Raw genomic sequence first — 13,476 nt, forward strand, 5'->3', positions numbered from 1 at the left:
CCTCCAGCCCCTCCTCCGTGAGCTCCGTGGCTGGTCCCGAACCGTCCGTCACGTCCGAAACAGGCACCATGTTCCAGCTCACGCCGGCGCGTCGCGCGCTCTCGCTCATCGCCCTCGCCCTCGGTGGCTTTGCCATCGGGTCGACCGAGTTCGTCGCGATGGGGCTCCTCCCGAACATCGCCGCGGCGCTCCTGCCGACGCAGTACGCGGCGAACCCGGACGCCGGCATCGCCCACGCCGGATGGCTCGTCAGCGCCTACGCGCTCGGAGTGGTCGTCGGTGCGCCGACGATCGCCGCGATGTCGGCGAAGTTCCCGCGCAAGGGGCTCCTCATGGTGCTGCTCGTCGGGTTCGTCGTCGCCACGATCGCCAGTGCGCTGCTGCCGTCCTTCGGGCTGGTGCTCGTCGCCCGGTTCGTCGCGGGCCTGCCACACGGTGCGTACTTCGGTATCGCCTCGATCGTCGCCGGCGACATCATGGGTCCCGGCAAGCGTGGCAAGGGCATCGCGATGGTGCTCCTCGGCCTCTCCGTCGCGAACGTCATCGGCGTCCCGGCGATCACGTTCATCGGGCAGAACGCCGGGTGGCGTGTGGCGTACGGCGTCGTCGCCGTGCTCTTCGCCGCGACGTTCTTCGCGGTGTCGGCCTTCGTCCCGCGCTCGGCCCGCGACGAGCACGCGTCGATCGGCCGTGAGCTCCGGGCGTTCCGCGTGCCCCAGGTCTGGCTCGTGATGGGGCTCGGCGCCGTCGGGTTCGGCGGGTTCTTCGCGGTGTACTCGTACATCTCGCCGCTCGTCACGAACGTCACGGGGCTGTCCGAGTCGGTGGTGCCCCTGGTGCTCGTGGTCGTCGGCCTCGGCATGGTCGTGGGCGGTGTCCTCGGCGGGCACCTCGCCGACCACAGCGTCAAGCGCACGATCTACGTCGGTATGTTCGCACTCATCGGCGCGCTGCTCGTGACGGTGCTCACCGCGCAGTGGGCCGTCGGCGTGTTCGTCGGGGCGTTCCTGCTGGGCGCGACCTCGTCCGCGATCCCGCCGGCGGTGCAGTCGCGCCTGATGGACGTCGCCGGAGACGCGAAGACGATCGCCGCGGCGCTGAACCACTCGGCGTTCAACATCGGGAACTCGCTCGGTGCCGCCCTCGGTGGCGCGGTCATCGCCGCCGGGTTCGGCTTCGTGGCGCCGGGGTGGCTCGGCATCGTGCTGGCGCTGCTCGGTGTGGTGATGACCTCGATCAGCTACGCCGTCGAGCGTCGGTCGAACCGCCGCGCGGCGCTGTCAGCTCCGCACCCCACGACCGGCCCGATCACGTCCCCGATCCCGCTCGTCTGACGCGCGCGGGCCGGGCCCGGGGCGCCGAGATCGCGGTACCGGGCATCACATGCACGAGCGAGTGCGCAGAAAGTGTGGCCTCCGGGGGTATCCGGACGCATTTTCTGCGCGCTCGACGTTGCGGCCCAGCCGGAGCGCCACGAGCGAGTGCGGAGAAGTGTGGCCTCCGGGGGTATCCGGACGCATTGTCTGCGCACTCGATGGTCAGGGGATGGCCCGCGCGGACGCCCGCGCCCGACAGGGACCTACAGGCCGTGGGGGCTGCCGTCCTCGAAGATGATGCCGTCGGTGATCGCACGCTTCCGGAGGGCGACCTTCGTGCCGACGTCGAAGCCGGCCACGCGGTACTTCTCACGGATGCGCTTGAGGTAGCTCTTCGCCGTCTCCTCGGAGATGCCGAGCTGGTACGCGACGCTCTTCACCGGCTCGCCACCGCCGTAGAGCGCCATGACGCGGCGCTCCTGCGCGCTGAGCTTCGGCACGCCACCGACGTCCCCGGAGTTGATCGCCAGGTCGAGCTCGGCGGAGACGTACTGCTCGCCGCGCTGTGCCGAGCGGATGGCCTCGACGATCATCTCGGCGTCCTCGCTCTTCACGAGGTAGCCGAGGGCACCGGACCCGAGTGCCTCGCGCACCACGTTCGGCTCGGAGTACGTGCTCATGACGACGGTCTTCACGCCGGCCGTCTTGAGCGTCGAGATCTTCAGCGAGACCGGGATGGAGTCCTTGAGGTCCAGGTCGAGCAGCACCACGTCGACGGGGAACGACGGGCTGGTGAGCAGCTCGGGCCAGGTCGTGACGGCGGCGACGAGCGTGATGTCGTCGGCAGCGCCACGGATCCACTCCGTCAGGGCGCCGAGCAGCATCTTGTGGTCGTCGACGAGTGCGAGTCGGATCGGTTCCTCTGGAGTCGCCATGCTGGCGTCCTTTCTCGTGGTCTGCGTGGCAGAGCCTAGGTGGTGGGCGCACTCGGCGAGCGCAGGCTGGTCAGGGTGTCCGACAACCCGTCACATCGTGGGATGTCGGCTCACGACGCAGTGGGCGACGATGTGCAGCGCCCCGTCCCGCACCGTGTCGGTGTAGCTCCCGATGCGGGCGAGTCCGCTCCAGGCAGTCGGGCCGAGCCGTCGGCGCGGGACGCCGCGGGACTCGATGACGATCGGCACGTCCATCTCCTCGTCCGAGACCGGGTGCCCGTCCGAGCCGACCGGCCCGAGCGTGACGGAGACCATCGGGACGCCGGGCTGCAGCCCGCGGCCGTCGCCGACCATCTGCCAGAGCGCCTGGAGCAGTCCGTCGCGCTGTGCCGGGGAGAGGTGCCCGGCGAGCGACCCGGGGTCGGCGACGCTGACGGCACGGCCGAGGTGGTCCGACTCGGTGATGGCGTGGTACAGCCAGGTCTCGCGGCGGCCCTCGATGAGGTGCAGGCGGAGCTCGGTGGCCAGTGACGCCGCCACCGACGAGGACGCGTCCGACAGGGGCAGCGGGTCGGTGCCGTTCGCGACGGCGTCGAGGAGCTTCTCGGCCGCGAGGTCGAGTCGGGCGAGTTCGTCGGATGCGAGCATGCCGACGGCGAACTGCGGCGCGGAGACGTTCGACTGCACGAGCACCCGGTCGAGTTCACGCTGCACGAGCTGCCGGAAGCGGTGCGTGACGAAGATCGCCACGGACGGCGGGACGATCACGAGCGCCAGCAGCGAGAACAGCCCGGGAATGGTGTCCGTCGTGATCGGGGTCGATGCGACCGCCATGCCGATGAACGCGAGCCCGAGCACCGTGATCGCCGCGGCGACCTCGCGAGCCGGGCGGAGCGTCGCGACGGGGAGCAGGGCGAACCCGGCGGCGATCGAGGCGCTGGCCGTGTGGGCGAGGTCGTGCTCGGGCCAGATGCCGATGAAGTCGAGGGTGACGACGCACCCGAGGACGACGCAGATCAGCACGAAGGCCAGCCCGGTGAGTCGTTCGCCGTAGGTCAGGACGCTCAGGCCGACGCCGACCGCCGCGATGACGAAGAGCATCCACGCGGCAGCAGGGAGCCAGGGGTCGGAGAAGTCCGTCCAGTGTGCGAGGAAGAAGACGATGCCCGCGATCGCCTCGAGTGCGGTGAGCACCGCCGCGCCGAGCCCGAGGTGCCCGGCGCCGAGCGACGCTCCGGGCTTCGCGGCCTGCCGCAGCGACCGCGCACCGGTGGAGGTGGAGGGGAGGCCGCGCGCCTGCCGACGTTCCGTGCCCCGGTACCGTTCCCGAGCCTCCCGTCGGGTCCGCGGAGCGGGCTGCTGGGTCTCGCCGGGGAGTCCGCGGCCGATCGTGTCCTCGGGGACGCGACTCATCGGGGTGCCTCCAGGACGACGGTGGTGCCCGATCCGGGCGCGGAGAAGAGGCGTGCGTCCCCGCCGACCTCGCGAAGGCGGTTCACCACGCTCTCCTTGAAGCCGAGACGCTCTTCGTCGATGGCGCCGAGTTCGAAGCCGACGCCGGAGTCGGTGACCATCGCGCGGACCATGTCGTTGTCGTGCACGATCGTGACGTGCGCCTCGGCGACACCGGCGTGGCGGCGGACGTTCTCGAGGCACTCCGCGAGGGCGAGCAGGAACGCGTCGAGGACGTTCGACGGCAGGAGGACCTGCCCGGTGCCGTGCCAGCTGACCTCGAGCCCCATCCGGCCGAAGCGCTGCTTCACGGACTCGAGCGTCTGCCCGAGTGGTGATTCCTCGGTGCGGGTGAGCGAGTAGTCGCCGGACTGCTGTGGTTGCGGTGTCGCGCCGAGCCGGAGGTGCCGCAGGAGCCTGGCGTCCTCGGCGGCCTGCTCGCGCATCGCCTGCTCGGAGACGCCGACGCCGGAGTGGGCGAGGAGGGTGAGCGTCGCGAGGACGGTGTCGTGGAGCAGCCGGGCACCCTGGCGGCGCTGCGCCTCGGTCTCGCTGGCCTGGCGTTCCGCACGGTGCGCGGTGCCGATGCTGTAGATGCGACGCGCGACGCGGGGGATGCTCCGGGAGATCCAGTACGCGACCACGGCGGTGAGGACCCAACCGAGGACGGTCCCGCCGACGGCGTTGGAGACGAGTCCGCCGGCGGCGAAGGCCATCACGATGATCGACGCGACGCCGCCGAGGATGGTCAACCCGAGTCCGACGAGGTGTCCGCGCTGCGCCATGAGGAGCGAGGAGAGACCGCCGGCGGCGAGGGGGACGAGCGCGCTCGCGAGCACCGTGCGCTCGAGACCGTCGACGCTCGTCGTGAGGAGGACCATGGCGCCGAGGCCCGCCACGAGCGTGAGTGCCGTCCACCACGTCGAGCCGTTCCAGCCGAAGGCGACGAGCGCACCGATCATCACCGCCATGCAGGCGACGCCACCGGCGAGCGGTCCTGCTGGGACGGCGAATGAGCAGAGGACGCTGACCAGGCTGATCAGCGTGCAGGCGATCCCGACGACACGGGTCGTGGACCGGAGGAGCCGGTCACGTTCCTGTGCGATGAGTTCCATCGGTTTCCTGGTGCTGTTCTCGTGTGCGTGCAGGGAAGAAACCGACGGTTGATCGGTTCGCAGCCATCATTCCACGGGCGGCACCCGTTGGGGGGTGTTCGGCACGCCCGGTCGTTCCGATTGGAAACGGTTTTGTTATAGCGAATGCGATGAAATGGTCGGTTCAGCCCAGCAGACGACGGAGGTGCGCGCCGACCGCCGCGTGCTCGATGAGGAACCCGTCGTGGCCGAATTCGCTGTCGATGACGGCCGCGTGGTCGCCGTCGAGGGTGTCCGGGATGCCGGCGGCGATCCGGTGCTGGTCCTCGACGGGGAAGAGCCGATCGCTCGAGATGCCGACGACGAGCGTCCTCGCCGTGATGGCACCGAGGGCGGACGCGACGCCGCCTCGTCCGGCACCGACGTCGTGCGAGTCCATCGCGTGCGTCAGCGTCACGTACGTCGACGCGTCGAAGCGCCTGGTGAACTTGTTGCCGTGGAAGTCGAGGTAGCTCTCGACCGAGAAGCGGCCGTCGTCGCCGAGCGGGGACACGTCCGACTGCCATGAACGGTCGAACCGCCCGTTGAGCTCGTCGGACGCGCGGTAGGTCATCATCGCCATCCGCCTGGCCAGTGAGAGCCCCCTGGACGGCCCGTCGCCGGGTTCGGCTTCGTAGTAGTCGCCGCCCGCGAAGCCCGGGTCCATCTGGATCGCGGCGCGCTGCAGCGAGTTCGCCGCGATCTGGTCTGCCGTGGTCTGGGCCGTGCTGGCCAGGATCGCCAGCCGGGCGACACGGAACGGGGCCGACGCCGCGAACTCGAGCGCGTGCATGCCGCCCATCGACCCGCCGACCACCGCGGCGAACCGGTCGATGCCGAGCGCGTCGGCGAGCTGCACCTGTGCGGCGACCTGGTCGCGCACGGTGACGAACGGGAACCGCGAACCCCACTCCACCCCGTCTGGGGAGACCGACGACGGGCCGGTCGAGCCCTGGCAGCCGCCGAGCATGTTCGGCGCGACGACGAACCACCGGTCGGTGTCGATCGCCCGACCAGGTCCGACGACGTCGCCCCACCAGCCGGCGGTCTTGTGCCCGGGGCCGGCATCACCCGTGACGTGCGAGTCCCCGGTCAGCGCGTGGAACACGAGGACGGCGTTGTCCTTCGCGTCGTTGAGCGTGCCCCAGGACTCGTACGCGATCCGGACGCTCGGCAGTCGTCCGCCGCGGACCCACTGCTCGCCGAGCGCGACGAACTGCCGGGAACCGGGGTGGTCGCCCGGTCGCCATGCGCCCGTGACCGGGGGTTTGCCGATCACCCCGAGCGCGGTCCCCGGGACCAGGGTGGACGGGACGGAGTCCTCGGGAGTCGTCTGCCAGTCCATGGTCCGTCCATTGTCCCGGTCCGTGGACCGTCCGGACGCCGTGTTACGTCGGTTGCGTGGCCGGATCGGGGCGGACGGGAGGCTCGGGTCGGCTCCGCGGGGTCGTTGCGTCCGCGGGGTGGTTGCGTCCGCAGGGTCGTTGCGTCCGCAAGGGACGACAAGACCGCTGTCGTACGACATCGACGTTGTCGCAAGCAGGCGGACGCAACAGTTGCACACGCGTGGGAACGACGAAGTCGCTGTCGTACGACAGCGACTTCGTCGTTCTGAGTCGGGTCCGGAGGGGCGCCCGCCGGCGTACGCCTACGCGCGCAAACCAGCCTGGGCGACCGCACGAGCTGCTGCGAGCCCGGCCTCGAGGTCCGCCTTCAGGTCCTCGACGTTCTCGATGCCCACCGACAGGCGCACGAGCCCCGGCGTCACACCGGTCGTCAGCTGCTGCTCCGGCGTGAGCTGCGAGTGCGTCGTCGACGCCGGGTGGATCACGAGCGAGCGCACGTCACCGATGTTGGCGAGGTGCGAGAACAGCGTCAGGTTGTCGACGAGTGCACGACCCGCGTCGACGCCGCCCTTCAGCTCGAACGACAGCACCGCCCCGACGCCCTTCGGTGCGTACCGCGTCGCGGCGCCGTACCAGGGGGAGGTCGGCAGGCCGGCGTACGCCACCGTCGCCACGTCCGGGTGCTGGTCGAGCCACTCGGCGATCTCCTGCGCGTTCGCCACGTGCCGCTCGATGCGGAGCGACAGGGTCTCGATGCCCTGCAGCAGCGCGAACGCGGTGTCGGGGGAGCTCGACGCACCGAGGTCGCGGAGGAGCTGCACGCGCGCCTTGATGATGTAGGCGAGCGAGTTGCCGACCGCCTCGGCGAAGACCGCGCCGTGGTACGAGGGGTCCGGCGTGTTGAACTCCGGGAACTTCTCCGGGTGCTGGGACCACGGGAACGTGCCGCCGTCGACGATGACGCCGCCGATGACCGTGCCGTGCCCACCGAGGAACTTCGTCGCCGAGTGCACCACGATGTCGGCGCCGTGCTCGAACGGACGGATCAGGTACGGCGTCGCGATCGTGTTGTCGACGATGAGCGGCACCCCGGCCTGGTGCGCGATGTCCGCGACCGTCGTGATGTCGAGCACGTTGATCTTCGGGTTGCCGATCGTCTCCGCGAAGAACAGCTTCGTGTTCGGTCGGACCGCGCGACGCCACTCCTCGGGGTCGTCCTGGTCCTCGACGAAGGTCGTCTCGATGCCGAGCCGGGCGAGCGTGTACTTGAAGAGGTTGTACGTGCCGCCGTAGATCGACGACGAGGACACGATGTGGTCGCCGGCCTGCGCGATGTTGAGGACGGCGTAGGTCTCCGCCGCCTGACCGCTCGCGACGAGGAGCGCACCGGAGCCGCCCTCGAGCGCGGCGATCCGCTGCTCGAGGACGTCGTTCGTCGGGTTCATGATGCGCGAGTAGATGTTGCCGGGCTTCGCGAGGGCGAAGAGGTCACGCGCCTCGTCCGAGTTCGCGAAGACGTACGAGGTCGTCTTGTAGATCGGGGTGGCGCGTGCGCCGGTCGTCGGGTCCGGCTGCGCTCCGGCGTGGACCTGCGTGGTCTCGAACCGCCACTGCGCGGCGTCGTTCTCGGTCATCTCGTGCTCCTGTCCGGTGCGGTCGGTCGTCGGGTCGCCGTGCGCTCGGCCGGGAGGCTCGGCGCGTCGTCACGTCGGAGGCAACGGTACGGACGTGGCCGGTTCCACACCACCGCACCCGTCTCGTGACGTAACGAGCGTCAGGCGGGGTCGCGCCGGAACAGCCAGCGGACGTTCGGCTCGAGGAGCCAGCGCATGCCCCTCCTGACGAACGGCTGCGCCAGGAAGAGGCTCACCGCACAGGCGAACGCGACCATCAGGAGCACGTACGGCCACGCCGAGTGCTGGCCGGCGAGGATGCCGGACTCACGCACCGGGTAGAGCACGAAGGTGTGCAGCAGGTACACGTACATCGTCGCCGCGCCGAACTGCGTGATCCAGACGTTCCGCCTGGGCACCAGGAGGAGGAACGACGCGGTGAGCAGCGCGGCGAGGAGCATCAGTCCGAAGCGCACGGCACCCGCCCACCACGCGTCCTCGCCGAGACCCGAGTACGAGTCGTCGTAGAAGAACCAGTGGTGCAGGTCGAACTCCTTGAACTGCGGGATCCACACCGCGCACGCGACCGCCCACGCCGCGAACACCGCACCGGCCACGATCCGGAGCCGGACGACGATCCTCCGTGGCGCCTCGTACCAGCGGTCGAACAGTCCCCACTGCTTCACCTGCCAGCCGACGAGGAAGAACGGCAGCAGGCTGATCGCGCGGGAGAGGGACAGCGTGGAGTCGACGTTGTCGAAGTACCCGACGCCGATGCTGAACACGACCGCCCAGAACAGCGGCCACCGCAGCTGCGCCAGGTACGGCAGGATCAGCTTGAAGATCCCCAGCGCGAGCAGGAACCAGAGCGTCCAGGTCGGCTGGGTCGGGTTGAACTTCTTGCCGCCCTCGACGAGTGACTGCACGACGGTCCAGATCGTCTGCATGATGATGTACGGCACCACGATGTCCGTGATGGTCCGACGCATGCGCTTCGCCGTGGGGGTGTCCGCGGACGAGAAGTACCCGCTGATGACACCGAACGCCGGCATGTGGAACGCGTAGATGAACGTGTACAGCGCCAGGGCGTGCTCGCTCGCCGTGGTCTGCCGTTGGATCGCGTGCCCGATGACGACGAGCGTCACGGCGACGAACCGCGCGGTGTCCCACATCGGGATGCGCCGCTTCGCGCGACCCGGTTCGAGGTTCGTGATCGGCGCAGCGGGCGCGGGAGGGGCGGCGTCCATGGTCATCCCTCGTGACGTTACCGGAACGTGACCTTCGCCGTACTGGGTACCGTTGTCGTGACATTCGTCGACGGAGCACTGGAGGCACGGACATGGCAGCACGACGCGCGGTCGTCACGGGAGCGAGCTCGGGGATCGGGGCGGCCACCGTCCGCCTGTTCCGCGAACGGGGCTGGGACGTGCTCGCCGTCGCCCGGCGTGCCGACCGGCTCGACGCGCTCGCCGCGGAGCTCGGGATCGACACGCTGACGGCGGACATCACCGACGCCGCCGACGTCGAGCGCCTGGCGACGCGCGTCGCGGAGCTCGGCGGCGCGGACGTGCTCGTCAACAACGCCGGGGGAGCGTTCGGCTCGGCGACCGTCGAGGAGTCGGACGTCGACGACTGGCGCGCCATGTTCGAGGTCAACGTCATCGGCACCAAGCGTGTGATCGCGGCGCTGCTCCCGCATCTCCGGCAGCGTGCGTCGGCCACGGGCGGCGCCGACATCGTCACCGTCACGAGCACCGCCGGGTTCGTCTCCTACGAGAACGGAGGCGGGTACAACGCCGCGAAGGCCGCCGAGCACGCCCTGGTCGGTGCACTCCGCCTGGAGCTGAACGGCGAACCGATCCGCGTCGTCGAGATCGCTCCCGGGCTCGTGAAGACCGACGAGTTCGCGCTCGTGCGGTTCGGCGGCGACGAGTCGAAGGCCGCGGCGGTCTACGACGGTGTCGAGGACCCGCTCACGGCCGACGACGTCGCCGAGGCGATCGTGCACGCGGTGGAGCTGCCGGCGCACGTGAACCTCGACCTCGTCACGATCCGTCCGGTCGCGCAGTCCGCCCAGCACAAGCTGGCGCGCGGACACCTGTCGCCCAAGTCCTGACCAGGCAGCCGTCGGCGGTTCTCCGCCCCGCACGCGCCCGGGCGGGGAACTCGGGTCGCGGGGGCGGGGTACCTGCCGGTACCGTGGACGGATGCCGATCAGCAGCGAACCCGCCGAGCCCTCCTCGCCGGCCGTCGTGACCGTGACGAGCGGGCCCGAGGTGCTCGGCTGGCTCGAGTTCGGGGACGCCGCTCGGCTCCTCGCGAAGGACGTCCTGTCGTCCGGCTTCGAGCCAGAGGTCGTCGTGGCCGTCGCCCGTGGCGGGCTCATCATCGCCGGTGCCGTGGCCTACGCGCTCGGCACGAAGGAGTGCGGCTCGATCAACGTCGAGTTCTACACCGACGTCGAACAGCGTCTGGACGAGCCCGTCGTGCTCGCGCCGGCGCTCGACGCCCCCAGCCTCGCCGGCAAGCGCGTGCTCGTCGTGGACGACGTCTCCGACTCCGGGCGCACCCTCGCGCTCGTCGTCGACATCATCGCGAAGGCCGGCGCCGACGTGCGGAGCGCCTGCCTGTACTCGAAGCCAGGCACCGTGCTCGAGCCCGACCACGTCTGGCGACGGGTCGACGGCTGGATCACGTTCCCGTGGAGCGCCCTCGCACCGGTGACGGCCGAGTCGTGAGCATCCACCTCGTCGGCGGCGGACCGTTCGCCGCCTCCGACGCCGCTGCGCCCTTCCTCGCCGAGGCGACCGCCCGTTCCGCCGCCGTCGGCCGCACCGTCCCGCGCATCGGGCTGCTCTCCGTCGCCGACGCCACGGGCACGAGCCCGTCGTCGACCGCCGACATCGCGGAGGTCCTCGGCGGTGCCCGCGCGGCGGAGGTCCTCGTGACCGAGGTCGCTCCTGGGCAGCCGTTCAGCACGGCGGTCCTCAGCGACATCGACGCCCTGGTCATCGGCGGCGGGCGTACGCCCGACTACCTCGACGCGATCGCGCCGCTCGTCGACCAGATCCGCCTGCTCGTCTCCGACGGCCTGCCGTACCTCGGCTACTCGGCGGGCGCGATGATCGCGTCCGACCGTGCGCTCGTCGGCGGCTGGCGCGTCGGTGGCGTCGAGGTCTGCCCCGAGGGAGCATCGGAGGGCCTCGACGAGGTCGAGCTCCGCGAAGGACTCGGGCTCGTGGACCTGACGATCGACGTGCACGCCGTGCAGGCCGGCACGATCGCGCGGCTCATCGCCAGCGCCGAGGCCGAGTTCGTCACCGCCGGACTCGCCATCGACGAGGACACCGTCCTGGTCGTCGGTGAGGGGGCGCTCGAGGTCCGCGGAGCCGGCAGTGTCTGGCGCGTGGTCGCCGGCGACGAGTCGGTCTCCGTCGCCACGATGGGTGCGTAGCGACTCCGATGCAGGCGCAGCCGCTCGCCGAACTGGTCGACCCCGGGTGGGCGGAGGCCCTCGCCCCGGTCGAGGACGACGTCCACCGACTCGGTGCGTGGCTCCGTGAGGAGACGGCGTCGGGGCGGCCGTACCTGCCCGCCGGCGCGTCCGTGCTCCGGGCGTTCGAGTACCCGTTCGACCAGGTGAAGGTGCTGGTCATCGGGCAGGATCCGTACCCGACGCCAGGACACCCGATCGGCCTGTCCTTCGCCGTCGACCCAGGGGTCCGTCCGGTGCCGCGCAGCCTCGCGAACATCTACCGCGAGCTCCACGACGACCTCGGCGTCACCCCGCCGGTGCACGGTGACCTGCGTCCGTGGTCGGAGCGGGGCGTGATGCTGCTCAACCGCGTGCTGACGGTCGGTGCCGGGGACGCCGGCAGCCACCGCGGCAAGGGGTGGGAGCGGGTCACCGAGCAGGCCGTCCGCGCGCTCGTCGCCCGGGACCGCCCGCTCGTCGCCGTGCTCTGGGGCGCGCAGGCCGGGTCCGTCCGGCCGTTCCTCGGGGACACGCCGATCGTCGCGTCGGCACACCCGAGTCCGCTCAGCGCGTCCCGCGGGTTCTTCGGGAGCCGCCCGTTCTCCCAGGTGAACGAGCTGCTCGTCGCCCAGGGTGCCGACCCCGTCGACTGGACGCTGCCCGCCCAGGTGTGACGAGCCTCCAGGCCGGTGTCGCGACCGCCTGCCGGACGCGACCCGTAGGCTCGTGATCGTGCTCGAGGAGGAATACCGCCAGCGGCGGGTGCTGCCGCGTCACCTGCGTGCGCCCGCGCCGTCCGAGACCGCGTTCGCCTGGTCGATCCGCGCCGCCGAGCCGTCGGACCTGCCGGACATCCGCGAGATCCACGCGCACTACGTGCGGAACTCGTCGGTGACGTTCGACGGCGCCGTGCTGACGTTCGCTTCGTGGAAGCAGCGGTACGACGAGATCCGTCGGCGGAAGCTCCCATTCCTGGTCGCGGTGAACCCGTCTGGACAGTTGCTCGGGTACGCGCTCGTCGACCCCTGGAACCCGCGTGACCGGTCGAACCACGTCGTCGAGAACTCGATCTACCTCGGACCGGCGTCCGGCGGGAAGGGACTCGGGCGCGCGCTGATGGAGGCGCTGCTCGACGAGTGCCGTGCTGCCGGAGTGCGGGAGGTGGTCGCGGTCATCGCCGATCGGTCAGCCGATGCCTCGATCAAGTTGCACCGACGGCTCGGCTTCGAGGAGATCGGCCGCATGGGCAAGGTCGGGTACAAGTACGACCGGTGGCTCGGGACCGTCACGATGCGCCTCCGCCTGCGGGGTCCGCGGACGCGCCGCGGGGCCGGCACCCGGAGCCGAGACTCGGGCTGAGCGACGTTCCTCGGGCCCCGGGCCGCGAGATCGGTCGCTCACGCCGAGTCTCGGGCCCGCGACGCCGAGTCTCGGGGCCGCGACGCCGAGTCTCGGGGCCGCGACGCGCGTCAGCGCCCCGGCGCCTCGGCGACGAACTCGTCGCGCGTCACACCGACCATCGCGGTCGCCGCGGCCGCGGCAGCGTCGGCGTCCTCGGCGACCACGGCCCGCCCGACGGCCTCGTGCCGACCGGCAGCGGCGCCGGTCCACCGCGTGATCGTGTCGCGCGACTCCGACGTGCGGGTGCGGAGGAGCGCCTCGACGGTGCCGGCGAAGTGCCCGAACACGGCGTTGCCCGACCCGGTGAGGAGCGCGCGGTGGAAGCGGACGTCCGCCTCGAGGTAGGCGCGGCCGTCCCCGCTCGCCGCCGCGGCGACCATCTCGAGCGCCGCGGCCAGCACCGGAGCCCCGGCCTCGGCCCCACGCCCGGCGAGCAGCGACGCCGCGACGGGCTCGATCCCGAGCCGGAGTTCGAGGAGTTCGCGCTGCTGGACGAAGTAGCCGTCGGAGAGACCTCTCCACCGGATGACCGACGGCGAGAGCAGCTCCCACGACGTCACGGGCAGCACCTGGGTCCCGATGCGCTGTCGCGGCTCGACGAGTCCGAGTGACTGCAGGACGCGGAGCGCCTCGCGCACGACGGAGCGCGACACGCCGAACTCGGTCGCGATCTCCTCAGGACGCAGCACGACTCCCGCTGGCGATGCGCCGGACACGATCCGCTGACCGAGGGTGTCGAGCACCTGGGCGTGCAGTCCGCGGGGCGTGCTCATCGTTCCTCCATGCAGTACGGATCGCGCACCGG

General features: G+C 71.0%; 13 protein-coding genes. 6 read left to right on the forward strand and 7 right to left on the reverse strand.

Going from position 1 to position 13,476, the window contains the following annotated elements:
• The first annotated feature begins 68 nt into the window (after positions 1-68).
• Positions 69-1,334, forward strand: a complete 1,266-nt coding sequence (locus ACEN9V_RS00665; protein WP_413601737.1) for an MFS transporter — start codon at positions 69-71, stop codon at positions 1,332-1,334.
• Positions 1,335-1,579: 245 nt separating this feature from the next.
• On the opposite strand, the gene ACEN9V_RS00670 is transcribed toward ACEN9V_RS00665, so the two are convergent.
• From ACEN9V_RS00670 to ACEN9V_RS00695, 6 genes are all read right to left on the reverse strand, one after another.
• Positions 1,580-2,251 (reverse strand): response regulator, encoded by a 672-nt coding sequence (locus ACEN9V_RS00670; protein WP_402728925.1) that lies wholly within the window; start codon positions 2,249-2,251, stop codon positions 1,580-1,582.
• 90 nt (positions 2,252-2,341) lie between these two features.
• Positions 2,342-3,664: a hypothetical protein gene (locus tag ACEN9V_RS00675; RefSeq protein ID WP_281264801.1), complete on the reverse strand. Its 1,323-nt coding sequence runs from the start codon at positions 3,662-3,664 to the stop codon at positions 2,342-2,344.
• Positions 3,661-4,818, reverse strand: a complete 1,158-nt coding sequence (locus ACEN9V_RS00680; RefSeq protein ID WP_402728923.1) for an ATP-binding protein — start codon at positions 4,816-4,818, stop codon at positions 3,661-3,663. The genes ACEN9V_RS00675 and ACEN9V_RS00680 overlap by 4 nt, the downstream gene beginning before the upstream one ends.
• A gap of 163 nt (positions 4,819-4,981) precedes the next feature.
• Positions 4,982-6,181 (reverse strand): homoserine O-acetyltransferase MetX, encoded by a 1,200-nt coding sequence (gene metX, locus ACEN9V_RS00685; RefSeq protein WP_413601738.1) that lies wholly within the window; start codon positions 6,179-6,181, stop codon positions 4,982-4,984.
• 303 nt (positions 6,182-6,484) lie between these two features.
• Entirely contained in the window at positions 6,485-7,816 is a 1,332-nt protein-coding gene (locus ACEN9V_RS00690) for a bifunctional o-acetylhomoserine/o-acetylserine sulfhydrylase (protein WP_281264797.1), read from the reverse strand.
• A 140-nt stretch (positions 7,817-7,956) separates the two neighbouring features.
• Positions 7,957-9,048 carry an acyltransferase family protein gene (locus ACEN9V_RS00695; protein ID WP_402728921.1) on the reverse strand — a complete coding sequence of 364 codons (1,092 nt, stop codon included), beginning with the start codon at positions 9,046-9,048 and terminating at the stop codon, positions 7,957-7,959.
• Positions 9,049-9,134: 86 nt separating this feature from the next.
• Between ACEN9V_RS00695 and ACEN9V_RS00700 the strand changes: the two genes are divergently transcribed.
• The 5 genes from ACEN9V_RS00700 to ACEN9V_RS00720 all read left to right on the forward strand — a co-directional run bounded on the left by ACEN9V_RS00700 (position 9,135) and on the right by ACEN9V_RS00720 (position 12,629).
• Positions 9,135-9,911 carry an SDR family oxidoreductase gene (locus tag ACEN9V_RS00700; protein WP_413601739.1) on the forward strand — a complete coding sequence of 259 codons (777 nt, stop codon included), beginning with the start codon at positions 9,135-9,137 and terminating at the stop codon, positions 9,909-9,911.
• A 91-nt stretch (positions 9,912-10,002) separates the two neighbouring features.
• A complete protein-coding gene (locus tag ACEN9V_RS00705; RefSeq protein ID WP_281264794.1) occupies positions 10,003-10,533 on the forward strand; it encodes a phosphoribosyltransferase in 531 nt (176 codons plus the stop codon).
• The gene (locus ACEN9V_RS00710; protein WP_413601740.1) at positions 10,530-11,249 is read left to right on the forward strand and encodes a Type 1 glutamine amidotransferase-like domain-containing protein; all 720 of its coding nucleotides are present in this window, start codon (positions 10,530-10,532) and stop codon (positions 11,247-11,249) included. The genes ACEN9V_RS00705 and ACEN9V_RS00710 overlap by 4 nt, the downstream gene beginning before the upstream one ends.
• Before the next feature lie 8 nt (positions 11,250-11,257).
• The gene (locus ACEN9V_RS00715; protein ID WP_413601741.1) at positions 11,258-11,944 is read left to right on the forward strand and encodes a uracil-DNA glycosylase; all 687 of its coding nucleotides are present in this window, start codon (positions 11,258-11,260) and stop codon (positions 11,942-11,944) included.
• A gap of 58 nt (positions 11,945-12,002) precedes the next feature.
• Positions 12,003-12,629, forward strand: coding sequence for an N-acetyltransferase family protein (locus tag ACEN9V_RS00720; RefSeq protein WP_413601742.1), 627 nt, complete (start codon positions 12,003-12,005; stop codon positions 12,627-12,629).
• Between the two features lie 110 nt (positions 12,630-12,739).
• Here ACEN9V_RS00720 and ACEN9V_RS00725 read toward each other — a convergent pair whose 3' ends face one another.
• Positions 12,740-13,444 (reverse strand): FadR/GntR family transcriptional regulator, encoded by a 705-nt coding sequence (locus ACEN9V_RS00725; protein ID WP_413601743.1) that lies wholly within the window; start codon positions 13,442-13,444, stop codon positions 12,740-12,742.
• Positions 13,445-13,476 lie beyond the last annotated feature (32 nt).

Source organism: Curtobacterium sp. Curtsp57 (genome assembly GCF_047324335.1).
In the GTDB taxonomy this organism is placed as follows: domain Bacteria; phylum Actinomycetota; class Actinomycetes; order Actinomycetales; family Microbacteriaceae; genus Curtobacterium.